This window comes from Actinomyces viscosus (assembly GCF_900637975.1).
Taxonomy (GTDB): domain Bacteria; phylum Actinomycetota; class Actinomycetes; order Actinomycetales; family Actinomycetaceae; genus Actinomyces; species Actinomyces viscosus.
Genome location: NZ_LR134477.1, coordinates 1,831,977 through 1,858,270, shown reverse-complemented (window position 1 = coordinate 1,858,270; position 26,294 = coordinate 1,831,977). Strand labels below are relative to the sequence as shown.

The window sequence follows — 26,294 nt, the reverse complement described above, 5'->3', positions numbered from 1 at the left end:
GGGACCCACGGGCTGCACGCGGCCCTGACGATCTCAAGGAGAACACAGCAGTGAAGAGCATGAAAAAGCACAACGCCTTCATGGCGTCCATCCCCTCCAAGCGCAACGACCCCTACGCGGCCGCTGCCGCCGAGGTGGACAACCCCGGCTTCCTGCTGACCACCGTCGAGAAGCTCGCGGGCCTGGCCCAGGCCCGCTCCATGTGGCCCGTCACCATGGGGCTGGCCTGCTGCGCCATCGAGATGATGGCCGCCGGAACCCCCCGCTTCGACATGGCCCGCTTCGGCTGGGAGGTCTTCCGCGCCTCCCCGCGCCACGCCGACGTCATGATCGTCTCGGGCCGCGTCTCCCACAAGATGGCCCCGATCGTGCGCAACGTCTACGACTCCATGCCCGAGCCCAAGTGGGTCATCTCCATGGGGGCCTGCGCCTCCTCGGGCGGGATCTTCAACAACTACGCCGTCGTCCAGGGCTGCGACCACATCGTCCCGGTGGACATCTACCTGCCCGGCTGCCCGCCCCGCCCCGAGATGCTCCTCAACGCCATGCTCGAGCTCACCCGTCAGATCGAGAAGAAGCCGCTGTTCAAGCACCGCGAGGAGATCGCCCGCGCCGTCGAGGCCGCCGCCCTGTCGGCCACTCCCACCCATGAGATGAAGGGCCTGCTCGCATGAGTGAGAAGAACGCCCCGGCGAACGCCTCCGGCCCGGACGCCCTGCCCGAGATCCCCGAGGTCTCAGCCGTCCCCGCCGTCCCCGAGGTGGCCGGCACCCCCGTGCGCCCCGAGCTGCGCCTGGAGGTCATCGCCGCCCCCACCGGCCAGTTCGGCGCCTCCGACGCCGGCGACACCACCGGCTACGGCGAGCACCGCAGCGTCGTCACCCTCGCGCCGGCCGCCGTGCGCCCCTACGGCAGCTGGTTCGACGGCGTCGTCGACGCCCTCATCGAGGACCTCCAGGACGCCGGCGTCGACCCGGCCGCCGCCATCGAGAAGGTCGTCATCGAGCACGACGAGCTCACCCTGTTCGTCGCCCGCGAGCACCTGCTCGACGTCGTGCGCCCCCTGCGCGACGACCAGGACCTGCGCTTCGAGCTGTGCCTGGGCGTCAGCGGCGTCCACTACCCCCGGCTGGCCGGCCGCGAGCTGCACGCCTGCATCGAGCTCATGAGCCTGACCCACGGCGGGCGCCAGCTGCGCCTGGAGGTCGCCTGCCCCGAGTCGGACCCGCACGTGCCCTCCATCGTCTCGGTCTACCCCGGCAACGACTGGCACGAGCGCGAGACCTGGGACCTCATGGGCATCGTCTTCGACGGACACCCCCACCTGACCCGCACCGCCATGCCCGACGACTGGGTGGGCCACCCCCAGCGCAAGGACTACCCGCTGGGCGGCATCCCCGTCGAGTACAAGGGCGCCCAGACCCCGCCCGCCGACACCCGGAGGTCCTACCGCTGATGAGCACCGCACGCACCTTCCGCGCCTCCGGCCCCGCCACCGACGACCTGTCCGAGGGCCTCGACCAGTTCACCGTCAGCGGCGGGGACTGGGACGACGTCGTTGCCCAGATCGCCGAGCGCGACGAGGCCGACCGCCTGCGCAACGACCGCATCGTGCTCAACATGGGCCCGGTCCACCCCTCCACCCACGGCGTGCTGCGCCTGGTCCTGGAGGCCGACGGCGAGGTCGTCACCGAGGTCCGCGTCGGTACCGGCTACCTGCACACCGGCATCGAGAAGAACATGGAGTACCGCACCTGGGTCCAGGGCGAGACCTTCGTGACCCGCATGGACTACGTGGCCCCCTTCTTCCAGGAGGTCGGCTACGCGCTCGCCGTCGAGAAGCTCCTGGGCATCACCGACGACGTCCCCGAGAAGGCCACCGTCACCCGGGTGCTGCTCATGGAGCTCAACCGCATCGCCTCCCACGTCGTGGCCGTGGGCACCGGGGGCAACGAGATGGGCGGCACCACGCTCATGACCATCGCCTTCCGCTGCCGCGAGAACATCCTCAAGGCCTTCGAGATGGTCTCCGGGCTGCGCATGAACCACGCCTACGTCCGCCCCGGGGGCCTGGCCCAGGACATCCCCGAGGGCTTCACCGAGTTCGTGCGCTCGGTCATGCCCGACATCAAGCACGACATCCACGAGCTCGAGCTGCTGCTCCTGGAGAACCCGATCCTCAAGTCCCGCTTCATCGGCGTGGGCGAGATCAGCCTGGCCGGCGGGCTCGCCCTGGGGCTGACCGGCCCGTGCCTGCGCGCCGCCGGCTACCCCCTGGACATCCGTCGCACCAAGCCCTACTGCGGCTACGAGACCTACGACTTCCGGGTGCCCACCTACAAGGTCTCCGACTGCTACAACCGCCTGCGGATCCGGCTGGACGAGTCCTACGAGTCCCTCAAGATCGTCTCCCAGTGCCTGGACCGCCTCGACGAGATCTCCGCCCGCGGCGAGGACCCCTCCAACACCACGATGGTCGCCGACCCGACCATCGCCTGGCCCGCCCGCATGGCCATCGCCACCGACGGGCAGGGCCAGTCCCTGGAGCACGTGCGCGAGATCATGGGCTCGTCCATGGAGTCCCTCATCCACCACTTCAAGCTGGTGACCCAGGGCTTCCGGGTCCCGGCCGGCCAGGTCTACCAGACCGTGGAGCACGCCAAGGGGGTCCTGGGCATCCACGCCGTCTCCGACGGCGGCACCCGCCCCTACCGGGTCCACTTCCGCGACCCCTCATTCTCCAACCTGCAGTCGCTGGCCCTGATGGGCGAGGGCGGCATGATCGCCGACCTCGTGCCCACCCTGGCCTCCATCGACCCCGTCCTGGGAGGCGTGGACCGCTGATGAGCACCACCGAGAACGCAGTCAACCCGGCCGGCCCGGCAGCGCCGGCCGTCAACCCCGCCGTCGAGACCATCGCCACCGTCAGCGCCGTGGGCCCGGTGGGCACCGTGGCGGCCGCCGCCGTCGCCGCCGGCTACGCCCCCGACGTCGCCCAGGGCCTCCAGGTCGACATCGAGCGGATCATCGCCCGCTACCCGTCGGGCAAGGAGCGCAGCGCCCTCATCCCGATGCTCCACCTCATCCAGTCCGTGGACGGCTACGTCTCACCGGCGGGCATCGCCCTGTGCGCCGCCCGGCTGGGCCTGGAGCGCGCCGAGGTCAGCGCCGTGGCCACCTTCTACAGCCAGTTCCGCCGCCACCCGGCCGGCACCTACCACGTGGGCGTGTGCACCAACGCCCTGTGCGCCGTCATGGGCGGGGACGAGATCTGGGCGGCCGTCACCGAGCACACCGGACTGGGCGCCGAGGAGACCAGCGAGGACGGCACCATCAGCCTCGAGCGCATCGAGTGCAACGCCGCCTGCGACTACGCCCCCGTCGTCATGGTCAACTGGGAGTTCTTCGACAACCAGACCCCCGACTCCGCCGTCGCCATGATCGAGGCCCTGGAGCGCGGCGAGGACGTCGCCCCCACCCGGGGCCCCGAGACCGTGCCCACCTTCCGCGAGAACGAGCGCCTGCTCGCCGGCTTCGAGGACGGCCGCAGCGACGAGGGGCGCGGCCCCGGCGAGCCGACCCTGCGGGGCCTGCGCATCGCCCGCGAGCAGGGCTGGACCGCGCCCAAGGAGGAGAGCAAGTGAGCGCCACCGCCACCTACACCGCGCCGGGCACCCTCACCCCGGTCCTGAGCGACCTGTGGGACCAGGAGCGCTCCTGGACCCTGCGGTCCTACCTCGAGCACGGCGGCTACGAGGGCCTCAAGCGCGCCAAGACCCTCAGCCCCGAGGAGCTCATCACCCTCATCAAGGACTCCGGCCTGCGCGGACGCGGCGGCGCCGGCTTCCCCACCGGCCTGAAGTGGTCCTTCCTGCCCCCGGTCGACGGCGGCCCGCGCTACCTCGTGGTCAACGCCGACGAGTCCGAGCCGGGCACCTGCAAGGACATTCCCACGATCATGTCCAACCCTCAGGCGCTCATCGAGGGCATTGCCATCACCTCACGGGCCATCGGCGGCGACCACGCCTTCGTCTACCTGCGCGGCGAGGTCCCCCACGTCTACCGCCGCCTGCTCGGCGCCGTGCGCGAGGCCACCGAGTCCGGCCTGCTGGGCACCGGCTTCGGCCTGGACGGCCAGCAGCGCCTGCGCATCACCGCCCACGCCGGGGCCGGCGCCTACATCTGCGGTGAGGAGACCGCCCTGCTGGACTCCCTGGAGGGCCGGCGCGGACACCCCCGCCTCAAGCCGCCCTTCCCCGCCGTCGCCGGCCTCTACGCCCGGCCCACGGTGGTCAACAACGTCGAGACCATCGCCTCGGTCCCCGCGATCCTGGCCCGCGGCGCCCAGTGGTACTCCGCCATGGGCACCGAGAAGTCCAAGGGACACGGCATCTTCTCCGTGTCCGGCCACGTGGCCCGCCCCGGCCAGTATGAGGCCCCCTTCGGCATCACCATGCGCGAGCTCATCGAGCTCTCCGGAGGCATCCGAGCGGGCCACGAGCTGAAGTTCTGGGTCCCGGGTGGATCCTCGACGCCGATCTTCGGTCCCGACGAGCTCGACGTCCCCCTGGACTACGAGTCCGTGGCCGAGGCCGGCTCCATGCTGGGAACCCGCGCCCTGCAGGTCTTCGACGAGACCGTCTCCGTGGTGCGCGTGGTCACCCGCTGGACCGAGTTCTACCAGCACGAGTCCTGCGGCAAGTGCACTCCCTGCCGCGAGGGCACCTACTGGATGCGCCAGATCATGCTGCGCCTGGAGGCCGGGCGCGGGCTGCCCGGCGACGTCGAGAAGCTCGAGTCCATCGCCTCCAACATCGCCGGACGCTCCTTCTGCGCCCTGGGCGACGCCTCCGCCACCCCGGTCCTGACCGGCATCAAGCGGTTCCGCGAGGAGTTCGAGGCCGGCTACACCGCCGCCGCCGGCGAGCTCTTCCCCTACGCCGCCTCCTCCGTCTTCGAAAGCGCACGGTGAGCCATGACTGCTGAGACGACCACCAAGAGCCCCGCACCGGTGGGGCCGCCGGCCCCTGAGATGGTCCACATGACCATCGACGGGCTCCCTGTCGAGGTCGAGAAGGGCACCCTCCTCATCCGCGCCGCCGAGCAGGTCGGCGTGCGCATCCCGCGCTTCTGCGACCACCCGCTGCTCGCGCCGTCGGCCAACTGCCGCCAGTGCCTGGTGGAGGTGGCCATGCCCGGGCGCGACGGCGTCGTGCGGCCCATGCCCAAGCCCCAGCCCTCCTGCGCCATGACCGCCATGGAGGGCATGGAGATCTCCACCCAGGCCACCAGCGAGGTCGCCGCCAAGGCCCAGGCCGGCACCATGGAGTTCCTCCTCATCAACCACCCGCTGGACTGCCCCGTGTGCGACAAGGGCGGCGAGTGCCCCCTGCAGAACCAGGCCCTGGAGCTCATGGCCTCCGGCGGCCAGTCCGCCACCCGCTTCACCGACGTCAAGCGCACCTTCCCCAAGCCGCTGCGCCTGACCAGCAACATCCTGCTGGACCGTGACCGCTGCATCCTGTGCCAGCGCTGCGTGCGCTTCGCCGACCAGATCCCCGGAGACCCCTTCATCGCCCTCCAGGGACGCGGCGGCGGCCACCCCTCCTACGACATGGACGGCCACCCCGAGCACGCCGGCGGCCTGTACTCCGAGCAGATCGGGCGCTTCGACGCCCGTGTCCTGGACTTCTCCACCGGCTCCGCCGAGCAGTCGATCGACGCCGACCTTCAGACGATCCGCGGCGTGCCCTCCCTGAGCGCCCTGGGCGACCTGACCGGCCCCGGCGGCGAGCCCGGCGCCTCCGACGGCACCGACTACGGACCCGACCTGGGGGCCGGACGCGAGGACCTGGACGTCTCCGGACGGCCCTTCGCCTCCTACTTCTCCGGCAACATCATCCAGATCTGCCCCGTGGGCGCCCTGACCTCGGCGAGGTACCGCTTCCGGGCCCGCCCCATGGACCTGGTCTCCACCGACTCCGTCACCGAGCACGACGCCTCCGGCTCGGCCATCCGCGTCGACATGCGCCGCGGCGTCGTCCTGCGCCACCTGGCCGGCAACGACCCCGAGGTCAACGAGGAGTGGATCACCGACAAGGACCGCTTCGCCTTCACCTGGTCCGCCCAGCCCGACCGCCTCACCGTGCCGCTCGTGCGCGACGAGGAGACCGGCGAGCTCGTCACCACCTCCTGGTCCGATGCCCTGGACGTGGCCGCCCGGGGCCTGGCCCGCGCCGCCTCCGACGGGGGAGTGGGACTCCTGCCCGGCGGCCGCCTCACCCTGGAGGACGCCTGGGCCTGGTCCCGCTTCGCCCGCACCGTCCTGGGCACCAACGACATCGACCAGCGCGTGCGCACCCACAGCCTGGAGGAGGACACCTTCCTGGCCGCCCGGGTGGCCGGCACCGGCCTGGGTGCCGTCACCTACCGGCACCTGGAGAGGGCCGGACAGGTCCTGCTCCTGGGCCTGGAGCCCGAGGACGAGTGCGGCTCGCTGTTCCTGCGCCTGCGCAAGGGCGTGCGCGCCGGCGGCGTCAACGTGGCCACCGTGACCACCTGCCTGAGTGCCGGCAGCCGCAAGCTCTCCGCCCAGGCCATCCTCACCCCGCCCGGTGAGGAGGCCCGCGTCGTCGCCCACCTCAGCCAGACCCACCCCGCCCTCGTCGAGGCCCTGCGGGCCGACGGCGCCACCATCCTCGTCGGTGAGCGCGCCGCCCGCGTGCCCGGCCTGCTCAGCGTCGCCGACGCCCTGGCCACCGCCACCGGCGCCCTGCTGGCCTGGGTCCCGCGGCGCAGCGGCGAGCGCGGCGGCATCGAGGCGGGCCTGCTGCCCGGGCTGCTGCCCGGCGGGCGCCCCGTGGCCGACCCCGAGGCCCGGGCCCAGGTCGAGCGGGCCTGGAACATGGGCCCCGAGCACCACCTGCCCACGTCGCTGGGCCGCGACGCCACCGGGATCCTCTCCGCCCTCCTGGACGGGACCCTCGGCGGCGCCGTCGTCGGCGGCATCGACCTGCGCGACTTCCCCGACCCGGGCCTGGCCCGCGCGGCCCTGGCCGCCAGCGGCTTCACCGTCCAGCTCGAGGTGCGCCGCAGCGAGGTCAGCGAGCACGCCGACGTCGTCCTGCCCGTGGCCCCGGCGGTGGAGAAGAACGGCACCTTCGTCAACTGGGAGGGGCGCGTGCGTCCCTTCGGCCAGGCCCACGTCTCGCGCGCCCGCACCGACCGCCAGGTCCTGGGGATGCTCGCCGATGAGATGGGCGTCGACCTCCAGGTCGACGACCTGGTCACCCTGCACGAGCAGCTCGCCGCCCTGGGCCTGTGGCGCGGCCAGCGCATGCCGGTCGCCTTCGGCCGCGCTCCGACGCCCGGCGCCGGGGCGGCCATCGTCGTCGGCGGCGTGGAGGCGCGCCTGACCACCCACAAGCCCATGCTCGACGCCGGGCGCCTCCAGGACGGCGAGCCCTTCCTGGCCGCCACCGCCCTGCGCCCCGTCGCCAAGGTGGGTGCCGACCTCGCCCGGCGCCTGTCGCTCGTCGGGGGCGATGAGGTGACCGTGTCGACCGCCACCGGGTCGATCACCCTGCCGGCCGTCGTCGGCGGCGTCAGTGACGGGACCGTGTGGCTGCCCGAGTGCTCGGCCGGATCCACCGTCCACCAGACCCTGGGCGCCGGCCACGGCTCCCAGGTCACCCTGACCCATGCAGCGGAGGTACTGAGGTGAACCCGATCTACGTGGCTCAGGCGGCCGCCGCCGACGACGCCGTCTCCAACGGGGGCGTGGTCGCCGACTTCTCCGCCGAGACCTGGTGGCTGACCCTCATCAAGGCCGTCTTCATCGTCGCCTTCCTCATCGTCAGCGTCATGATGGCCCTGTGGGTGGAGCGGCGCGGCCTGGCCCGCATGCAGACCCGCCTGGGCCCCAACGTCAACGGCCCGCTCGGACTGCTCCAGGCGGTCGCCGACGCCGGCAAGCTCATCATGAAGGAGGACTTCTGGCTCAAGGGGGCCGAGAAGATCATCTACCTCCTGGCCCCGCTCATCGCCGCCTTCAGCGCCTTCATGGTCTACGCGGTCATCCCCTTCGGGCCGCAGGTGAGCATCTTCGGCCACTCCACGCCCCTGCAGCTGACCGACTTCCCCGTGGCGGTCCTCTACATCCTGGCCATCACCGCCTTCGGTGTCTACGGCATCATCCTGGGCGGCTGGTCCACCCACTCCACCTACCCGCTCTTCGGCGCCGTGCGCTCCGCCGCGCAGGTCATCTCCTACGAGCTGAGCATGAGCCTGTCCATCCTCACGGTCTTCCTGGCCTCGGGGACCATGTCCACCTCCGGGATCGTCAGCGCCCAGCAGCGGATCTGGTGGGCCGTGGCGATGCTGCCCAGCTTCATCATCTACGTCATCTCCATGATCGGTGAGGTCAACCGCCTCCCCTTCGACCTGCCCGAGGCCGAGGGCGAGCTCGTCGCCGGCCACATGGTCGAGTACTCCTCGATGAAGTTCGCCTGGTACTTCCTGGCCGAGTACATCAACATGTTCAACGTCTCGGCCGTGTGCGTCACCCTGTTCCTGGGCGGCTGGCGCTCGACGATCCTCAGCCTGTTCTGGGACGGCGCCAACTCCGGCTGGTGGCCGATGCTGTGGTTCATCGGCAAGGTCTGGGCGGTCATGTTCTTCATGGTGTGGACCCGAGGCACCCTGGTGCGCATCCGCTACGACCACTTCATGAAGCTCGGATGGAAGGTCCTCATCCCGGTCTCCCTGGTGTGGTTCGTGCTGGTCGCGGTCGTGCGCGCCTTCCGCACCTTCTCCGGCGCCTCCGCTCAGGCCCTCCTGCTGCCGCTGGCCGTCGTCTTCTGCATCATCATGCTCATCCTCTTCCTCATGCCCGACAAGGAGGACGAGGAGGAGCTCTACGACGATGACGAGTACGAGGACGAGGAGGGCGACGACGTCGAGATCATGAGCGCCGACGACGACCACGTCGCCTTCCTCGAGGGCTTCCCCGTCCCGCCGCTGCCGGGCGAGTCCCTGCCGCCCTCGCCGCGCGCCCGACGCGCCGCCCTGGCCGGTGACTCCGAGGGCTTCGAGGACGGTCCGGCGACCGCCGTCGGCCTCCTGGAGGACCCCGACCTTGAGGCCGACGACGACGCCGACTGGGCTCAGTCCGCTGACTCGGCCGACTCAGCGAGCTCCGCGGCCTCCGCCGGGTCTCCCGACTCCTCCGGTGCTGAGACCTCCGCCCCGGCCCGCACCGGCGCGGACGCGGCCACCGCCCTGCCCACCTTCACCCTTGGCCTCAAGGCCGACCAGGCCAGCGACAAGACCACTGAGGCACCCCAGGAGGGAAAAGATGACTGATCGCCCGCACCGTTCCCGGGGCTCCCAGCACGACGACTGGCTGCGCGACGCTCCCTCCGCTCTGGCCCGGGCCTTCGCCCCCGTGGCCGGCTACGGGGTCACCATCTCCTCGATGTTCCGCCCGGTGGTCACCGAGCAGTACCCCTTTGAGCCCGCCCAGGTGATGCCCCGCTACCACGGCCGCCACCAGCTCAACCGCTACGACGACGGCCTGGAGAAGTGCATCGGCTGCGAGCTGTGCGCCTGGGCCTGCCCCGCCGACGCGATCTACGTCGAGGCCGCCTCCAACGAGCCCGGCGCCCAGTACTCGCCCGGGGAGCGTTACGGGCGCGTCTACCAGATCAACTACCTGCGCTGCATCTTCTGCGGCATGTGCATCGAGGCCTGCCCCACCCGGGCCCTGACCATGTCCACCGACTTCGATGAGCTTGTCGGCCCCGGCCGCGAGGGTCTCATCTACGAGAAGGAGGACCTGCTGGCCCCCGTGCCCGACGGCGCCGTCGCCGCCCCCCACCCCATGGTCGAGGGCACCGAGGACGGCGACTACTACCGCGGCCGGGTCACCGGCTCCACCCAGGCCCAGATCGACTGGGTGCGCGCCCACCGGCCCGACGACCCCAGCCTGGCCGGCGCCCGCGCCAAGGCCGCCTCCACCGCCTCCGGCTGGGGCACGAGGCAGACCGTCAAGGGGGCCGTGCGATGAGTGCCCTCCTGCTGCCCGCCGCCTCCGCAGCGGTCCCCGCCGTTGTCCCGGCCGCTGTCCCTGCCGCGCTGACCGGCGATGGTCGCCTGGGGCTGGGCGAGACCATCGTGTTCGGCGTCGTCGCCCTGGTCACCGTGGCCTGCGGCATCGGCGTCCTGACCGCCAAGAGGGCCGTGACGGCCGCCATCAACATGATCGGCATCATGATCTCGCTGGCCGTCCTCTACATCGTCAACGAGTCGCCCTTCATGGGGATCACCCAGGTCGTGGTCTACACCGGCGCCGTCATGACCCTCGTGCTCTTCGTCATCATGCTCGTGGGCGTCGGCGGCGACGAGCCGGTGGGGGCCGCCGGCTCGGTCATGAGGCGCCCGGTCCTCATCCTCCTGGGCCTGGGACTGGCCGGGGTACTGGGCGCCGCCGTGTGGCGCACCACCCTGCCGACGCCGGCCGGGCTCAAGGACGGCGCCAAGGCCGCCCCCGACCTGCTGGCCGTCACGCTCTACAACGACCACGTCGTCACCATGGAGCTGACCGCCATCCTGCTCATCATCGCCGCCGTCGGCGCCCTGACCCTCACCCACCGTCAGCGGATCCGGGCCCGGCTCAGCCAGCGCCGCGTGGCCGCAGGCAAGATGCAGGCCTACGCCTCCAAGGGCGTCCACCCCGGTCAGAAGCCGATGCCCGGCGTCTACGCCTCCACCAACTCCGCCGCCGCCCCGGCCCTGGGCGCCGACGGCGAGGCGGTCGAGGAGTCCGTGCCCCGGGTCCTGAGGGCCCGCGGCCAGGGCCTGGAGCTGTCCGACGTCTCCCCGGAGATGGGCCTGGCCCAGCGCTCGGGGAAGATCATCTCCCGGCAGGACAGTGTCGGCGGCGTCGGGGACGCCGGATCCCAGCGCACCGGCCGCTCCGGGATGCCCGCCATGCCCGGTGCCGCCGCTCCCGCCGTCGAGCAGCCCGTCCTCGGCGACGATGACGACTTCGAGCCCAAGGAGGAGAAGTGAGTCTCCCCATCGCCGTCTACATCATCCTGGCCGGGGTCCTGTTCGCCCTGGGGGCGCTTACCGTGCTGCTGCGCCGCAACGCCATCATCGAGCTCATGGGGGTTGAGCTCATGCTCAACGCCGTCAACCTCGTGCTGGTGACCTTCTCCCGGATCCACGGCAACCTCACCGGCCAGGTCTTCGCCTTCTTCGTCATGGTGGTGGCCGCCGCCGAGGTCGTGGTGGGGCTGAGCATCGTCGTATCCATCTTCCGCACCCGCAGGTCCACGTCGGTCGACGACGAGAACCTGCTCAAGAACTGAGGGGAGAGGCCACCGACATGTTTCCCGCTCCTGTCACCGCCGTCGTGACGCCCCTGACCGAGGCCACCGGCCCGGCCTCCTGGGCGTGGCTGCTCATCGCCGTACCCGCCGCCTCGGCCGCCCTCCTGCTGCTGGCCGGTCGCCGCTCCAACGCCTGGGGCCACTGGCTGGGCCTTGCCGCCTCCCTGGCCACCGCCTGCCTCGGCGTGGGCATCCTCCTGCAGGTCCTGGGCCTGCCCGCCGAGGAGCGCGTCATCGAGCTGCCCCTCTACCACTGGTTCACCGCCGGCAACCTGAGCATCGACGTCGGCCTGCGCCTGGACCCGCTGTCGCTGACCTTCGTGACCCTGGTGACCTGCGTCGGCTTCCTCATCCACCTGTACTCGGTGGCCTACATGGCCCATGATCTTCACCGGCGCCGCTTCTTCGCCTACCTCAACCTCTTCATCGCCGCGATGCTCACCCTGGTCCTGGGTGACTCCTACATCGTGCTCTTCGTCGGCTGGGAGGGCGTGGGGCTCGCCTCCTACCTGCTCATCGGCTTCTGGAACACGGCCGACGCCGACGCCCCCCAGGGTGAGCAGGTCACCAGCCGCGAGAACGCGGCCGCCGCCAAGAAGGCCTTCGTCATGAACCGCGTGGGCGACGTCGGCCTCCTGCTGGCCATGATGACGATGGTCGGCCAGGTCGGCTCGGTCTCCTTCGACGCCGTCTCCGCCGCCGCCCTCGACGGCTCGGTGGCCACCGGCTGGCTCACCGCCATCGGCTTCTTCCTGCTCCTGGCAGCCTGTGGTAAGTCCGCCCAGTTCCCGCTCCAGGCCTGGCTGGGTGACGCCATGGCCGGTCCCACGCCGGTCTCCGCCCTCATCCACGCCGCCACGATGGTGACTGCCGGCGTCTACCTCATGGTCCGCTCCGCCGCCGTCTTCGAGGGCGCCCCGGACGCCCAGATGGCCGTCGCCGTCGTCGGCGCCATCACCCTGCTGCTGGGAGCCGTCATCGGAAGCGCCAAGGACGACATGAAGAAGGTCCTGGCCGCCTCCACCATGAGCCAGATCGGCTACATGATGCTGGGCGCCGGGCTCGGCCCGATCGGCTACGCCTTCGCCATCTTCCACCTGCTCACCCACGGCTTCTTCAAGGCCCAGCTCTTCCTGGGGGCCGGCTCGGTCATGCACGCCATGAGCGACCAGGTCAACATGCGCCGCTTCGGCGGCCTGCGCAGCGCCATGACGATCACGTGGGTCACCATGGGCATCGGCTGGCTCGCCATCCTGGGGGTGCCGCCCTTCTCCGGGTTCTGGTCCAAGGACCGTCTCATCGAGGCCGCCTTCGTCGGCGAGGGCGCCAAGCCCTGGATCCTGGGAACCATCGCCCTGCTGGGCGCCGGCCTGACCGCCTTCTACATGTCTCGTCTGTTCTTCATGATCTTCCACGGCCAGCGGCGCTGGACCACGGACAAGGACCTGGAGGGCGAGGTCCACCCCCACGAGTCCGGCTGGCTCATGACGCTGCCCCTCATCATCCTGTCCGTGTTCTCCGCGGGCCTGGGCGGGCTGCTGACCTACAACAACATGTTCGTCACCTGGCTGGAGCCGGTCACCGGCCACGCCGAGCACGGCGAGCCGGTCCTGCCGGCCACCGTCATCATGGGCGCCACCCTCGCCCTGGTCGTCGTCGGCGTCGGTGTGGCCTGGTGGATGTACGTGCGCCGCCCGGTGCCCGTTGTCCTCCAGCCCGCCAACGTCCTGGTGGAGGCCGCCCGCAAGGACATGTACCAGGACGCCGTCAACGAGGCCCTGGCCATGCGCACCGGTCAGGGACTCGTCCTGGCCACCGACGCCGTCGAGCGCTACGTCGTCGACGGCGCGATCGAGGGCGCCGCCGCGGGAACCGGTGCCGTGGGGCGCCTGACCCGCCGCACCGAGTCCGGGTACGTGCGCTCCTACGCCGGCTACATGCTGGCCGGAACGGTCCTCGTACTCATCGCCGTCCTGGCTGCCAGGTTCTGAGAGGACACGAGACACATGCCGACTCTTCCCGCATCGCTGCCCGTCCTGACCGTCATGGCGATCGTGCCACTGGTCGGGGCGCTCCTGCTGTGGCTGGTCCCTCCGCTGCGCCGGCTCCACGCCCGCGCCGTGGGCCTGGTGCTCTCCCTGGCCGTCCTCGTCCTGGGCCTGTGGGCACTGAGCGCCTTCGACCTCGGCCACGCCGGCACGGTCCAGCTGACCGACACCTACTCGTGGATCCCCGCCATCGGCGCCTCCTGGGCCCTGGGCGTCAACGGCCTGGGCCTGGCCATGGTGCTCCTGGCCGCCTTCATCACCCCCCTGGTCCTGCTGGCCTCCTGGGGCGAGGTCCCCGCCGACCGGCAGGGCCTGTTCACGGGGCTCGTCCTGGCCCTGGAGTTCTTCGTCGTCGTCATCTTCTCGGCCCGCGACCTGCTGCTGTTCTACCTCTGCTTCGAGGCGATGCTCATCCCGGTGTACTTCCTCATCGGCTGCTTCGGCGGGGACAGGCGCCAGCGCGCCGCCCTGAAGTTCCTCCTGTACTCCCTGGCCGGCGGGCTCATCATGCTCATCGGTGTCATCGCGGTCTACCTGCACTCCGCCAAGGACGGCAGTCCCAGCTTCCTCATCGACTCGGTGGTCGCCAACCTGCACGTGTCGACCTCCGCCGGGCACTGGATCTTCCTGACCTTCTTCATCGCCTTCGCCATCAAGGCGCCCCTCGTCCCGGTCCACACCTGGCTGCCCGACACCGCCGAGCAGGCCACCCCGGGCACCTCGGTACTGCTCATCGGCATCCTGGACAAGATCGGCACCTTCGGGATGATCACCCTGGTCATCCCGATCTTCCCGGAGGCATCGCGCTGGGCCGCGCCCGTGGTCCTGGTCCTGGCGGTCGTCTCCATCATCTACGGGGGCCTGGCCGCCATCGCCCAGGACAACCTCTACCGGCTCATCTCCTACACCTCGGTGAGCCACTTCGGCTTCATGGTCCTGGGGATCTTCATCGGCAACCAGGTGGCCGCCAACGGCGCCATGGTCTACATGGTGGCCCACGGGCTGTCCATCGCCGGGCTCTACCTGGTCACCGGCTTCATGGCCCGGCGCACCGGGACGGTCGCCATCAGTGAGCTCGGCGGCATCGCCCGGGTCATGCCGCTGGTGGCCGGCACCTTCCTCGTGTGCGGCCTGGCCTCCATCGCCCTGCCGGGCCTGAGCGGGTTCGTGCCCGAGTGGATGGTGCTCACCGGCACCTTCTCGGTCTCGCTGGCCCTGGGCGGTGCGGCCGTCGTCGGCGTCGTCATCGCGGCCGTCTACATGCTGCTGCCCTACCAGCGGGTCTTCACCGGCGCGCCGGCTCCCGAGCGCGTGGGCAGCCCTGACCTCGACGGGCGCGAGCGGCTCGTCATGGTCCCCATCATCGCCGCGATGCTCGCGCTCGGCCTGGCCCCGGCCGTGCTCACCCACGCGCTCGACGACGTCGCCCGGCAGGTGACGCTCACGGTGAGCCGGGCCCCGGAGGCCGCCGCCTCCGGCGTCGCCCCTGATGACGACGGTGCCGCCGACGCGCCCACCGCCTCCACCGCTACGGAAGGGAACACCAAGTGAGCCCCTCAGACACTGCCCCGATCGTCAACTGGGACGCTCTGACGCCGGTGCTCATCATCCTGGGAGCCGGTGTCCTGGGTGTCCTCGTGGAGGCCTTCATCGCCCGTCCCGCTCGCCTGGCCGTCCAGGCCACGCTGAGCGTCCTGGCCATTCTGGCCTCCGGGGTGTCCCTCTTCCTGCGCTGGGACGAGGTCAAGGCCGCCGGGGCCGCCGTCGAGGCGAGCTACCAGGGCGCCGAGGGCTTCCTTCCGGGCGCCCGCATGTCCGCGGGCCTGACCGAGGACCCCTTCTCGATCGCCGCCCAGGGCATCCTCCTGGTCATCGGGCTGCTGGCCGTCCTGGTCATGGCCGACCGCACCGCCGTCGGCGACGGCGCCTTCGCGGCCCAGGCCGCCGACCGGCCCGGCAGCGCGGAGGAGAGCGAGTCCCTCCTGGCGGGGTGGACCACCACCGAGGTCTTCCCGCTGACCCTGTTCTCCCTGGGCGGCATGATGCTCTTCGGGGCCAGCAGCGACCTCATCACGCTGTTCGTCATCCTGGAGATGATCTCCCTGCCCCTCTACATCCTGGCGGCCACGGCCCGTCACCGCAGGCTGCTCAGCCAGGAGGCGGCGCTGAAGTACTTCGTGCTGGGCGCCTTCGCCTCCGCCTTCCTCCTCATGGGCTCGGCCTTGCTCTACGGGGTGGCCGGCGCCGTCGACTACCGCAGCCTCGGCGAGGCGGTGCGCACCGTGCAGGGGCAGGACTGGCTCATCCTGGCCGGTCTCACGCTGGTGATCGTCGGCCTGCTGTTCAAGGTGGCGGCCGTGCCCTTCCACGCCTGGAGCCCGGACGTCTACCAGGGCGCCCCCACCCCGGTCACCGGCTTCATGGCCGCCGGGGTCAAGGCCGCGGCCTTCCTGGCCCTCGTGCGCTTCTACTACGTCATCGCCGGGGCCATGGGCTGGGACCTGGCGCCCGCCCTGTGGGCCGTGGCGGCGCTGACCATGCTCGTGGGCACCGTCGTCGGCGTCGTCCAGCGCGACGTCAAGCGCATGCTCGCCTACTCCGCCATCGCCCACGCCGGCTTCATGCTCATCGGTATCCTCGCCTACTCCAAGGAGGCGATCTCCGCGCTCAGCTTCTACGCCCTGACCTACGGGGTGGCCACCGTGGGCGCCTTCGGCATCATCGCCCTGGTGCGCTCCAACCGCGACGGCTCCGTGGGCGGCGAGGACGGCGATCTGGAGGCCTTCAAGGGCCTGGGACGCCGTAGCCCCTGGGCGGCCGGCGCCATGACCGTGTTCCTGCTGTCCTTCGCGGGCGTGCCCCTGACGGCCGGCTTCATGGCCAAGTTCCGTCTCTTCGCCACCGGGCTGAGCGGCCACGGGGTGCCCCTCGTGGTGCTGGCGGTCGTCTGCTCGGCCGTCACCGCCTTCTTCTACATGCGGCTCATCGTGCTCATGTTCTTCCATGAGCCCGACGGCGAGCGCTCGGTGGTCGTGGCCAGCAACGGCCCGATCATCCTGGCGGTCAGTGTTGCGGTGATGGCCACAATCGGGCTGGGTATTCTGCCGCAGGCCGCCTTCGACCTGTTCGACCGTACGGCTATGCTCCTTCCGTGATCGGATCATTGCCGCTGAGCGCGCCCCAGCTGGAGGCGCGCATCGTTCCCGCCCTCCAGGCCATCGAGGACCGCCTCATGGAGGTGGTCACCAGTGCGGATGAGACCATCAACCCGCCGACCTCGCACCTGGCCGAGGCCGGGGGCAAGCGTCTGCGTCCGGTCCTGGCCCTGCTGACCGCCCAGCTCGGCGACCCGGCCCTGGCCACCGGCGAGCAGATCCGTGACGCGGGCGTGGCCGTGGAGCTGACCCATATCGCCACCCTCTACCACGACGACGTCATGGACGAGGCCCCGCTGCGCCGCGGCGCCCCGAGCGCCCAGACCGTATGGGGCAACTCCGCCGCCATCCTCACCGGCGACGTCCTCGTGGCCCGCGCCTCCCAGCTCGTGGCGGCCCTGGGACCCGAGGCCGTCATGGCCCATGCCAAGACCTTCGAGCGCCTGTGCATGGGGCAGCTGCACGAGACCCTGCCGCGCCCCTCGGGCACCGACCCGGTGGACCACTACATCCAGGTCCTGGCGGACAAGACCGGCTCCCTCATCGCCGTCTCGGCCCGCTACGGGGCGATGCTCACCGGCGCCGGGGAGCGCACTGAGCGGATCGTCGAGGACTTCGGCGAGAAGATCGGGGTGGCCTTCCAGCTGGCCGACGACGTCATCGACCTCATGAGCGACTCGGCCACCACCGGCAAGACCCCCGGCACCGACCTGCGCGAGGGCGTGGACACCATGCCGGTCCTGCTCCTGCGCAAGGCTCTGGCGGCCGGTGAGCTCGACGCCGCCGGCCAGGCGATCCTCTCTCGCCTGTCCACCGGTGACCTGTCCGACGACGCCTTCCTGGCCGACGTCGTCGCCCGGCTGCGGGAGCACCCGGTCCTGGCCCGCACCCGCGAGATGGCCATGGCCTGGGCGGCGGAGGCGGTTCAGGGACTTGAGGGTCTGGAGGAGGCCGTCATCGGCGGGACCCGACGGCGCCTGGCCGAGGCCGGCGTCGAGGGCGAGGCCGCCGCGGCCGCGGTGGCCGACGCCGGCGAGCGGGTGACCCAGGTGCGTGCCGCCATGGAGGACTTCGCCCGCATTCTCGTGGACCGGGCCGCCTGAGAGGGCGCCGTCGGGGTACGCAGCTCGCTGTCACTGCCCATGACTACCCATGACTCCCCATAGGGGGATGGGGAGCCGATGGGGAGAGACGGGTACCTGCCCATCGTGCGTGTGGGGCTTGCAGGGCTAGCCTGGCGGGCACATATTCCCGATGTGCCGAAAGGTCCCCGATATGCCGTCCTTCACGCCGCCGTCGACTGATCGCCGCGCCCAGCTGACTCGCCGCAGTGTCCTGTCCCTGCCCGCCCTGGTCGGCGCGGGTGTCGTACTGGCCGGATGCGGGATGCTGAGAAAGAGTGGCTCCGCCTCGGGGAAGGGGGCGGGTTCTGCGACCTCTGCTCGTGCAGCGGCGACGTCGACCGGCTCGCAGAGTGGTGTGATGCTGGAGACCGAGTATGAGGGTATTGCGCTGAATGTTGAAGTGGGGCCTGTTGTCGTCAAGGGGAAGCAGTCTGTGGTCCGCTTGGGCGTCGTCATGAACTCGGAGGCGCCGGAATCGTCCTCGTCCCCGATGCTCAGTCAGGCGCTTTCCGAGGACGGATTTTACTCGCTTAGAGGTGTCTTGATGATGTCCTTGGAGAATGGAGTGGTGTTCTCCGATCTGAATAAGAGCAGTGATGGGGTTCTTGATGGGATCGGTAAGGAGAAGCAGGTCGAGATGTTTGCCGTCTTTGCTGCTCCGGATGACAGTATTAAAAATGTTGAGATACTCCTGCCAAACCTGGGTGTGGTTACAGGTGTGCCTGTGGTCGGTGCTGATGAGGTTAGTTACTCAGTCGCCGATGCTCTGTCCAATGCTGAAATGGCGCAAGAGAGTTCCGGTCCGTTCAAGCTTGAGGGGTTGAGGGTGGCTGCTGATGGTTCGTCGGATACGAAGCAGGATGAGAAGTCGACGACGGTGGCGGTGGCCGGGGATGTCACCTTCGCAACTGACTCCGATCAGCTCTCGGCTCAGGCTGACAGTGTGTTGGCGAGTGTGGTGGAGCAGATCAAGAAGTATCCGTCTGGTGGTGATCTGACGATCACGGGTCACACGGATGACGTGGCTGATGATGCGCACAACCAGGATCTGTCGGAGCGTCGCGCCAAGGCGGTGGCTGAGCGGCTCAAGACGCTGACGGACCTGTCGAAGTGGAAGCAGTCGGTGTCGGGTAAAGGGGAGTCTGCTCCTCGGGTGCCCAATGACTCCGAGGAGAACAAGCAGGCCAACCGCCGCGTGGAGATCACGCTGACGCCCTCGAAGCCCGCCGAAGCCGGTGCGTCACCGAGTGCGAGTGAGGCTCCGTCGTCGACGGCACTGCCGGAGGCTACCGGTCCGGTGGGCAAGGGGCCCGAGGGCGTGGATGTGACGATGGGCGGGAAGACTGCGAGGCTGTCGATGAGTGGCGTGACCAGGGTTGGAAAATTTCTGATTGGAACACTCCTGTTCAGTGAAGGTTATTCAGGGGTTGGTGTAGGCGTAGAGGGCTAGGGTGGCTGTGATAGTTTCTTTGAAGGTGTGCAGGGGGCGCCTGTAGTCGTGGGCCAGGATCTTCCAGGATTTGATGTGCGCGATGGTTCTCTCCACGACATACCGGATTTCATTTAGGGATTTGTTGGCCTGCTTCTGGGCCTTGGTGAGCTCACTGTTGGGAGGTTTCTTGTAGGGGGTGAGAACCCCGGTTCCGATGTAGCCTTTATCGGCGATGCAGCAGGAGGGGTCGATCTCCTCCAAGAGACCGGAGGTGGTGATGGCCTTGGTGTCGTGGGTGGCCCCCGGTAGCGGGTCTGAGGCCCACCGCAGGCGCCCGGCGGGGCTGACCAGTACTTGCAGGCTCAGGCCGGTGCGCTTGTGCTTGCCCGACCACAGGTCCGTCCGATCCTTCCAGCTCCAGCACGGCAGGAGCGTACCGTCGATGATGTGCACGCCCCCATGGGGGACCTCCTCGACGGTCGCCAGCACAGGCCCCAAGACCCTGGCGATGATCCGGGTGACCACCGAGATCGCCCGCGAGATCGTCGGCTGTGACACCCCCATGATCTCGGCGATCGCCTCCTGGGAGGTGTTGGTGCGCAAATACATCAACGTCGCCCGCACCGCGGCCAGTGGGCCAAGAATTCTTGGCGCCAAGGAGATCTCAGTATCACCCAGCACCATTTCCACCAGGCAGCTCAACTGCGTTCTGTCCAGGCCTGTGATACCCTTACCCATGACGGCTCGTTCCTGAGAGGTTTCATGTAGCAATCTGATTCTCTCAGACCAACGAGCCGTCACCCATTCAACACACCGAACCCCTAAACCCCCATACACGCCCCTGAATAACCTTCAGTGTTGCCAGCGATATGTTGCTGGAATTGGGGTTGTTATCTCCGCCATCTTATATTTCTAAAGTACGGAGTCATGGGTGGACGCTGGATGGGTCTTGCAGTATGACTCTGCTCAGTGGTGGTTCGCGTGTCTTCATTGCTGATTATCCGGATGCCGAGAAGGTGTATCATCCGGTGACATCCACCTTCGTTCCGAAGCTGAAAGTGGGAGAGAATCGACATCTCCCCGCTGTCTGGCCGGACACTGGCCAGGACGTAGTGGTTCTCGACCTGCCGGGAGGACAGAACATACTTGGTGAAGCAATCGCTGCCCGCCTCACCGACATCCCGGTCACCAATGCGTAGTGGCGCCGGTCTGGTTAGAAGGGTGGGGCTTGGTCGATGAGGGGTGCGGGTCCGAGGGTGTGGGTGGCGTGGGGGTAGGGGGTGGTTTCGTAGTCTCCGGCTTTCTGGCCGGGGGTGGGGCCTCGGGTGGTGAGCCGGAGCGGGCTGTTGGTGTCGTTGGTGTTGTTGGTGCTGTGGGTGTTGGTCAGGGCGGTGTTGAGCCGGTCGATGATCTCGGGGCTGATCTGGTTGCTCAGGGTCGTGGGTACCTGGGCGCCGGGGAGGTAGTGCTGGCGCGGTCCGACTTTCTTGGGGAGGCGGTTGATGGTGGCGTCGGGGTGGCGCTGGTAGACGGTCTTGTCGGGGGTGTGCCAGGACAGCACCCCGGTGTCCTCGTTGCGGGTCAGGGCCCATCCGGGGGTGTGCTTGAGGCGGTGGTGGGCCTGGCACAGGGTGACCAGGTTGTCCAGGCTGGTGGTCCCGCCCTGGCTCCAGGGGGTGAGGTGGTCGATGTCGCACCTCTGGGCGGGGGTCTGGCAGGTGGGGTAGACGCAGGAGTGGTCGCGGGCGCGCACCAGGTCGGCAAGGCCTGCCGGGGGACGGTACCGGCTGCGGCCCACGTCGATGACGGTGCCGCTGAGCGGGTCGGTGACCAGGCGCCTCCAGGTACCCCCAGCCGCCAGGCACCAGGCAGTGGCCGCCGGCACCGCGGGCGCCGATCAAGACCTCAGCAACCTCGGCGGGGTCAGCGGGCTCAGCTAGGTCAGTGACCTCGGTGGCGTTGGCGGGATCAGTGAGCCCGGTGGTGTTGGTGGGCTTGGTGGTCTCGGTGGCTGTGGTGGCTGTGGTGGCAGCCCCGGTGACAGGGGCGGCCTGCGTAGGGGTGGGTGCTGTCGCGTGCGGGGCAGTCCCAGCGGGCACTGCGACAGGAACCCGGTCAACGGATCCGGCAGCGGGTTCGGCCTCGACGGCCCGCACGAGGCAGGTGGGCCCCTGGGAGGGCACCGAAGAGGTTGGGGCAGCAGGAACGCCCCGCCCGGAAGTAGGCAGACTCCTGCCACCGGTAGTGGGCAGGGTTCTGCCGCTGCTGGTGGTCTGGGGCGGCTGTCGGTCGGTGAGCTCAGGCGCGGTTGCAAGACCACCGCCACCGGGACCACTGTCGCCGTCTCCGCCGCCGGGATCGCCGCCGCTGCTGGTGGGGTCTGCTGGTGGTACCAGGCTGGTCAGGGGGACGGTGACGTTGACGTTGATGCGGATGTTGTTGGGCAGGGGCAGGCGCCCGGTGGGTGAGGGTCTCCACCAGGGGCTGGTGGATCCCACCAGGGAGCTCAAGGCGCTGAGGAGTCCTTCCAGGGGCACCCCGTCGGGCAGCAACCGCCCCGAGCCGATCGCCCCGGTGGCTGCCGAGCCGGCCGCCACCGCGCCAGAATCTCCCATCGCGCCGGATACCGGACCGTTGGGATCGGGCGGCGTGCCTGACCCGCCACCACAGCCCCGGCCACAGGCGCTGCCATGGGTGCTGCAGTAGGCGCCGCCATGAATATTGGCACACCCGCCGGCGGGGCTGCCGTGGCTGACAGGGGCACTGGCGCGCGTACCGGTGCTGCCGTGAGAACCCGCCGCCGCACAACCCGCCCAAGAACCTCGAACAGCCGGGAAACCCGTTGGGACCGCTGGGAAAGAAACCGACGCGCCCGAGCTCCCGGACAAGCTCGAGCCCTCCAGGCCGCTGCCCGCATCGCCGGCGTCCCCGCCCAGAGCGCCCTGCGGACGTAGGCAAGCGCTGGGATGGTCGGGACGCCCCCAGTCTGACTGTTGCTGCTCTGCGGCGCGCGAACCGGACTGGTTCGGGGCCTCCTGGCAGGCGGTCTGCTGGCTGGCCCGCAGGGTGGCCAGGGTCATGCTGGTGATGGCGTCGGCTCGTAGCTGGGCCAGGGTGCGTTCCTCGCCGGCGGCGCGTGCGCTGGCGGCGATGGCGTCCAGGGTGGCGTCCAGCAGCAGGGCGTCCATGGCCGGCAGCAGCATGCTCACCCGGCAGACCCCCTCACCGGCGGGCCTGGGGCGCGACACGCACCGCCGCGCCGCATTGGCCTGGGCGCGCTCGGCGTGGCCGTCGGGGTCAGCCTGGATGAGGGCTCTCTCGATGTCGTGTCCCAGCTGGCAGACGCTGCGCCGGGGCGCCTGGGGCAGCACCTGCTCTTGGACCTCCAGGGCCACCGGGGCGGGCACCCCCTCGAGACGACGAGTTACCAGGCAGGCTTTGGCTGAGTCCAGCACCCCGCAGCGCTCCATAGCCTCGACCGGCCCGAAACCGGCGCTCATCAAGGCGGTGCCGTGGTCGATGACCTGCCCGGCCCGGGTGCGGGAGACTCCGAGGCGGGCCGAAAGGAGGCAGGTGGTGTTCAAGCGCCGCTCGTCATAGCCCACCACGGGGGACACGGTGCCTGCTGGGCCCCACTGTCCGGGGTGGGTCGACAGCTCCTCGCACCCGGTCAGGCAGGCCGCCGCCAGGGCCTCACCCCAGGCGGCCCAGGCCGCCAGGCGGTGGCAGGCCGCCACCAGCTCCCCCAGACCCTCAGCCCCCAGGGCCATGAGTTCTGAGGAGGCGGCCTCCTCCACCCCCAGTGCCCGGTAGCGCTCGGCAGCAGCCACCAGAACCGCATCACCGCACGGCTCACCGGCGAACAGGCCCGCAGCCACCCCACCACCAGCACCGGCAGCAGCATCAGCGCCGCCGGTGAAGTCCGCCCCGGCGGTGCCGGGGCCCTGAGAGCCAGCGCCAGTATCAGCGCCGTCGGCGTCGTCGGCGGCGGTGGGGCTTTCGCCGTTGGGCCCCTGGGTGTCCACCAGCAGGCGGGCCAGCAGACCCTCGACCACGCCGGCCAGCACCCCACCCGCACCCAGGGACGCCAGTACACCCGCTACCTCCTCCGCCGGCACCGGCTGCGGGCCCGGGCCCGGTGCCGCGACCCCGGCGGGCGCGCCCACCCCGCCCGGCACCACAACAGCCGGGTCACAGGGAAGCACGCCCTCTTCGAACATATGTACAGTATAGCCCCGCCCACTACCGCCCGCACCCCGAGCGACCCCAGCAAACCGCCGTCATAGCAACGAAAACGCGATATCCATAAGAGTCGTTCGAGTCCGTTGAGGCGCTGAGTGCGCCGCTCAGGGGAGGGTCTGGGGAGGGTCTACTGTACGAGCCTCGGGTCCCACTGGATGAGGGCTAACCGCACTGCACGTGACCCGGAGTCTCGTGGAGTACATCCGCACCTCCTCCAGTAGTACCGAGACCTCGTGCAGTATCGACAGGCTGCCGCAGTGGCCACGCCCCGCAACGCTGCCGCCCCTCCGACGTGACGCGCCTCAAAGCCGCGATGTTGCCCGCGCCCTGGGTGAGGCTCCCCTTCGTCCATAGACTGTGCCGCGGTACCCGAGGCCGTGGCGCAGCACCCCGCTCGCGCCCGACCGTCCCAGCGGCACTCTGCCGACGCGCTGCCGACGCGCTGCTGACGCACTGCCGACGCTCCGCCGTCGCCTGGCCGTCCGCACCGGCCGTCCGGGCCCCGGGCACCACGTCCACATCCCCTGAGTCAGGAACGAAGAACAGTGAACGCACGTCCTCTCAATGTCGCCGTCATCGGAGCCGGTCCCGCGGGCATCTACGCCTCGGACATCCTCTCGAAGTCGGGCCTGGACGTCTGTATCGACCTGTTCGAGCGGCTCCCCGCGCCCTACGGCCTGGTGCGCTACGGCGTCGCCCCCGACCACCCGCGCATCAAGCAGATCATCGTGGCCCTCTACAAGATCCTCCAGCGCGGGGACATCCGCCTCATCGGCAACGTCGAGGTCGGCCGTGACATCTCGGTGGCCGAGCTCCACGAGCACTACGACGCCATCGTCTTCTCCACCGGCGCCGATACCGACGCCCCCCTCGACATCCCCGGCGTCGACGCCCCCGAGTGCCACGGCGGCGCTGACTTCGTCTCCTGGTACGACGGCCACCCCGACCACCCGCGCACCTGGGACCTGAGCGCCAAGGAGGTCGCCGTCATCGGCGTCGGGAACGTGGCCCTCGATATCGCGCGCGTCCTGGCCAAGCACGCTGACGACCTCATGACCACCGAGATCCCGGCGAATGTCGCCGCCACCCTCCAGCAGTCCCCGGTCACCGACGTGCACGTCTTCGGCCGCCGCGGCCCCGCCCAGGTGAAGTTCACCCCGCTGGAGCTGCGCGAGCTCGGCAAGCAGACCGACGTCGACGTCCTCGTCGACGAGGAGGACTTCGAGTACGACGAGGGCTCGCAGGCGGCCCTGGCCTCCTCCAACCAGCAGCGCCAGGTCGTCAAGGCCCTCGAGGGCTACGCGATGCAGGAGCCGGAGGACCTCACCGCCTCCCACCGCATCCACATCCACCTCTTCTCCGCCCCCCACGAGGTCCTCACCGACGACGACGGTCACGTCGTGGGCCTGCGCACCGAGCGCACCCGCCTGACCGGCGACGGCACCGTCACCGGCACCGGTGAGTACCGCGACTGGCCCGTCCAGGCGATCTACCGCGCCGTCGGGTACGCCTCCAGCGCCATCGAGGGCCTGCCCTTCGACGACGAGCGGCACGTCGTCCCCAACGAGGGCGGCCGCGTGCTCGGCGAGGACGGCAAGCCACTGACCGGCCTGTACGCCACCGGCTGGATCCGCCGCGGTCCCGTAGGCCTCATCGGCTCCACCAAGTCCGACGCGCAGGAGACGATCACGAACCTCGTGGCCGACGCCAACGCCGGCCTGCTGCACGCCGAGACCAACGACGAGGCCCAGGTCGGCCACGACGCCCTCATCGCCCTGCTGGAGTCCCGCGGCATCCCCTTCACCAACTGGGAGGGCTGGGAGCTGCTCGACGCCTACGAGCGCGAGCTCGGCGAGAACTACGGGGAGGTCGTCGTCACCGGCGGCGCCTCCAAGCCGCGCGAGCGCGTCAAGGTCGTCTCCCGTGACGCCATGACCGCGATCTCCCGCTCCACCGAGGTCCCCGAGGACCTCATCGGCCAGCCCGAGGCGGACCGCGTCCCCGAGCGCGTCGCCCACCGGCTCTGAGGAAGCGGGGGAGGGGCGGCCGGGAGGTCCCGGAAGACCGGGCGGACTGGTTCACCGCACCTCGCCCCGTCGTTGCGCCCTCATCCTCGCAGTTTGAGGGCGCGGGAGCGGGCCGAGACGGTTTCTGCGGGCCCGACGGCGCGAGAAGGGACGGCTACAGCGCGCAGGGACGTTGGGGGCAGCGCTCCGGCGGTGCTCTCGAGGGTCCAGGGTCGCTCAGGAGCGCCCAGCGCCGCTCTGGACGTCCCACTTGGGTGCGTGCCGGAGGCCAATCCCCGCCCGCGATCATCCAAGATCGGGCACGACGGGCGGCCAAGTCATATCCGCGCTGCCCACTCGTGGGCCGCGATCGGCGACTGTCTCCGTCCCGGCGCAGATCCGCTTCCCGCATCATTGCTCCAGGTGAGCCCGGGGCCGCCGAGGCGTCGCAGATGGGCCTCGGCTTGCTGACACAGCCTCCTTGAAGGAGTCGCGACCGTCATACTTTCGGATGAGTTTGGCGGTGCCAAAGGGCGATGTAGTACACCTAAGTCCGCACGAATGTGCGACATGCGGGGAACTTCCGCATGGTGCGCGATCCCCTACCCGTGGTACTCTGGAGCGAAATCGATCGGATGGTTGGCGCTGAAGGTGTGAACTGCCTGACGTTGGCGTTGCCAATCGACCGACAATTGAGCTCGATTGAGGGAGGTGAGATCATGCAGGATCTGCTCGATGCGCTTATCGTGGACGACCGAGTCGTCAAGTTGTCTGACAGCGATGACCTTGGTTGGGTTCTTGTCAGCAACAACTGGGTTGCCGCTGGCTGGTGACGGCTGCGAAGTGGGTGCGGGTGCCACTGGAGGCGCCCGCACCCATCGCCCAATTCGATAC

The 26,294-nt window shown here is 69.9% G+C and carries 20 protein-coding genes; 18 read left to right on the top strand and 2 right to left on the bottom strand.

What is annotated here, in order from left to right; translation table 11 throughout:
• The first annotated feature begins 59 nt into the window (after positions 1–59).
• From EL340_RS07910 to EL340_RS07840, 15 genes are all read left to right on the top strand, one after another.
• Positions 60–674: an NADH-quinone oxidoreductase subunit B gene (locus tag EL340_RS07910; protein ID WP_178388255.1), complete on the top strand. Its 615-nt coding sequence runs from the start codon at positions 60–62 to the stop codon at positions 672–674.
• Complete coding sequence (locus EL340_RS07905) at positions 671–1,456, top strand: NADH-quinone oxidoreductase subunit C (RefSeq protein ID WP_126414157.1); 786 nt, start codon at positions 671–673, stop codon at positions 1,454–1,456. Before EL340_RS07910 ends, EL340_RS07905 begins: the two co-directional genes overlap by 4 nt.
• On the top strand, positions 1,456–2,844 hold the full coding sequence (locus EL340_RS07900; protein WP_126414156.1) for an NADH-quinone oxidoreductase subunit D: 1,389 nt from the start codon (positions 1,456–1,458) through the stop codon (positions 2,842–2,844). Before EL340_RS07905 ends, EL340_RS07900 begins: the two co-directional genes overlap by 1 nt.
• Positions 2,844–3,644, top strand: a complete 801-nt coding sequence (nuoE, locus tag EL340_RS07895; RefSeq protein ID WP_126414155.1) for an NADH-quinone oxidoreductase subunit NuoE — start codon at positions 2,844–2,846, stop codon at positions 3,642–3,644. The genes EL340_RS07900 and nuoE overlap by 1 nt, the downstream gene beginning before the upstream one ends.
• Positions 3,641–4,972 (top strand): NADH-quinone oxidoreductase subunit NuoF, encoded by a 1,332-nt coding sequence (gene nuoF / locus EL340_RS07890; RefSeq protein WP_126414154.1) that lies wholly within the window; start codon positions 3,641–3,643, stop codon positions 4,970–4,972. The genes nuoE and nuoF overlap by 4 nt, the downstream gene beginning before the upstream one ends.
• A gap of 3 nt (positions 4,973–4,975) precedes the next feature.
• Positions 4,976–7,723 carry an NADH-quinone oxidoreductase subunit G gene (locus tag EL340_RS07885; protein ID WP_126414153.1) on the top strand — a complete coding sequence of 916 codons (2,748 nt, stop codon included), beginning with the start codon at positions 4,976–4,978 and terminating at the stop codon, positions 7,721–7,723.
• Complete coding sequence (nuoH, locus tag EL340_RS07880; protein WP_126414152.1) at positions 7,720–9,363, top strand: NADH-quinone oxidoreductase subunit NuoH; 1,644 nt, start codon at positions 7,720–7,722, stop codon at positions 9,361–9,363. Before EL340_RS07885 ends, nuoH begins: the two co-directional genes overlap by 4 nt.
• A complete protein-coding gene (nuoI, locus tag EL340_RS07875; RefSeq protein ID WP_126414151.1) occupies positions 9,356–10,066 on the top strand; it encodes an NADH-quinone oxidoreductase subunit NuoI in 711 nt (236 codons plus the stop codon). The genes nuoH and nuoI overlap by 8 nt, the downstream gene beginning before the upstream one ends.
• Positions 10,063–11,070: an NADH-quinone oxidoreductase subunit J gene (locus EL340_RS07870; RefSeq protein ID WP_126414150.1), complete on the top strand. Its 1,008-nt coding sequence runs from the start codon at positions 10,063–10,065 to the stop codon at positions 11,068–11,070. The genes nuoI and EL340_RS07870 overlap by 4 nt, the downstream gene beginning before the upstream one ends.
• Positions 11,067–11,372, top strand: a complete 306-nt coding sequence (nuoK, locus tag EL340_RS07865; RefSeq protein WP_126414149.1) for an NADH-quinone oxidoreductase subunit NuoK — start codon at positions 11,067–11,069, stop codon at positions 11,370–11,372. The genes EL340_RS07870 and nuoK overlap by 4 nt, the downstream gene beginning before the upstream one ends.
• Before the next feature lie 17 nt (positions 11,373–11,389).
• Positions 11,390–13,384, top strand: coding sequence for an NADH-quinone oxidoreductase subunit L (gene nuoL / locus EL340_RS07860; RefSeq protein ID WP_126414148.1), 1,995 nt, complete (start codon positions 11,390–11,392; stop codon positions 13,382–13,384).
• A gap of 15 nt (positions 13,385–13,399) precedes the next feature.
• On the top strand, positions 13,400–14,992 hold the full coding sequence (locus EL340_RS07855) for an NADH-quinone oxidoreductase subunit M (RefSeq protein ID WP_126414147.1): 1,593 nt from the start codon (positions 13,400–13,402) through the stop codon (positions 14,990–14,992).
• Positions 14,989–16,596 (top strand): NADH-quinone oxidoreductase subunit NuoN, encoded by a 1,608-nt coding sequence (nuoN, locus tag EL340_RS07850; RefSeq protein ID WP_126414146.1) that lies wholly within the window; start codon positions 14,989–14,991, stop codon positions 16,594–16,596. Before EL340_RS07855 ends, nuoN begins: the two co-directional genes overlap by 4 nt.
• Positions 16,593–17,699, top strand: coding sequence for a polyprenyl synthetase family protein (locus EL340_RS07845; protein ID WP_126414145.1), 1,107 nt, complete (start codon positions 16,593–16,595; stop codon positions 17,697–17,699). The genes nuoN and EL340_RS07845 overlap by 4 nt, the downstream gene beginning before the upstream one ends.
• A gap of 172 nt (positions 17,700–17,871) precedes the next feature.
• Positions 17,872–19,170 (top strand): OmpA family protein, encoded by a 1,299-nt coding sequence (locus EL340_RS07840; protein WP_126414144.1) that lies wholly within the window; start codon positions 17,872–17,874, stop codon positions 19,168–19,170.
• Here the strand turns inward: EL340_RS07840 and EL340_RS07835 are convergent.
• Positions 19,141–19,890: a transposase family protein gene (locus EL340_RS07835; RefSeq protein ID WP_197722279.1), complete on the bottom strand. Its 750-nt coding sequence runs from the start codon at positions 19,888–19,890 to the stop codon at positions 19,141–19,143. The two genes, EL340_RS07840 and EL340_RS07835, sit on opposite strands and share 30 nt — an antisense overlap.
• Positions 19,891–20,108: 218 nt before the next feature.
• On the opposite strand from EL340_RS07835, the gene EL340_RS07830 reads away from it, so the two are divergent.
• Complete coding sequence (locus EL340_RS07830; RefSeq protein WP_126414143.1) at positions 20,109–20,351, top strand: hypothetical protein; 243 nt, start codon at positions 20,109–20,111, stop codon at positions 20,349–20,351.
• Positions 20,352–20,365: 14 nt separating this feature from the next.
• Here the strand turns inward: EL340_RS07830 and EL340_RS07825 are convergent, their stop codons facing one another.
• Positions 20,366–21,037 carry an HNH endonuclease signature motif containing protein gene (locus EL340_RS07825; protein ID WP_126414142.1) on the bottom strand — a complete coding sequence of 224 codons (672 nt, stop codon included), beginning with the start codon at positions 21,035–21,037 and terminating at the stop codon, positions 20,366–20,368.
• Between the two features lie 2,902 nt (positions 21,038–23,939).
• Here EL340_RS07825 and EL340_RS07815 point away from each other — a divergent pair.
• Positions 23,940–25,421, top strand: a complete 1,482-nt coding sequence (locus EL340_RS07815) for an FAD-dependent oxidoreductase (protein ID WP_126414141.1) — start codon at positions 23,940–23,942, stop codon at positions 25,419–25,421.
• A 566-nt stretch (positions 25,422–25,987) separates the two neighbouring features.
• The gene (locus EL340_RS14930; protein WP_134771934.1) at positions 25,988–26,233 is read left to right on the top strand and encodes a hypothetical protein; all 246 of its coding nucleotides are present in this window, start codon (positions 25,988–25,990) and stop codon (positions 26,231–26,233) included.
• The last annotated feature ends 61 nt before the right edge of the window (positions 26,234–26,294 follow it).

Excerpts from the sequence above, each read along its gene's own strand:
- EL340_RS07870 (WP_126414150.1), top strand. The coding sequence starts at position 10,063 with ATGAGTGCCCTCCTGCTGCCCGCCGCCTCCGCAGCGGTCCCCGCCGTT.
- EL340_RS07840 (WP_126414144.1), top strand. The coding sequence starts at position 17,872 with ATGCCGTCCTTCACGCCGCCGTCGACTGATCGCCGCGCCCAGCTGACT.
- EL340_RS07830 (WP_126414143.1), top strand. The coding sequence starts at position 20,109 with ATGACTCTGCTCAGTGGTGGTTCGCGTGTCTTCATTGCTGATTATCCG.
- nuoE (WP_126414155.1), top strand. The coding sequence starts at position 2,844 with ATGAGCACCACCGAGAACGCAGTCAACCCGGCCGGCCCGGCAGCGCCG.
- EL340_RS07885 (WP_126414153.1), top strand. The coding sequence starts at position 4,976 with ATGACTGCTGAGACGACCACCAAGAGCCCCGCACCGGTGGGGCCGCCG.
- nuoI (WP_126414151.1), top strand. The coding sequence starts at position 9,356 with ATGACTGATCGCCCGCACCGTTCCCGGGGCTCCCAGCACGACGACTGG.
- nuoL (WP_126414148.1), top strand. The coding sequence starts at position 11,390 with ATGTTTCCCGCTCCTGTCACCGCCGTCGTGACGCCCCTGACCGAGGCC.
- EL340_RS07910 (WP_178388255.1), top strand. The coding sequence starts at position 60 with ATGAAAAAGCACAACGCCTTCATGGCGTCCATCCCCTCCAAGCGCAAC.
- EL340_RS14930 (WP_134771934.1), top strand. The coding sequence starts at position 25,988 with ATGGTGCGCGATCCCCTACCCGTGGTACTCTGGAGCGAAATCGATCGG.
- EL340_RS07855 (WP_126414147.1), top strand. The coding sequence starts at position 13,400 with ATGCCGACTCTTCCCGCATCGCTGCCCGTCCTGACCGTCATGGCGATC.
- EL340_RS07835 (WP_197722279.1), bottom strand. The coding sequence starts at position 19,890 with ATGGGTAAGGGTATCACAGGCCTGGACAGAACGCAGTTGAGCTGCCTG.
- EL340_RS07900 (WP_126414156.1), top strand. The coding sequence starts at position 1,456 with ATGAGCACCGCACGCACCTTCCGCGCCTCCGGCCCCGCCACCGACGAC.
- EL340_RS07905 (WP_126414157.1), top strand. The coding sequence starts at position 671 with ATGAGTGAGAAGAACGCCCCGGCGAACGCCTCCGGCCCGGACGCCCTG.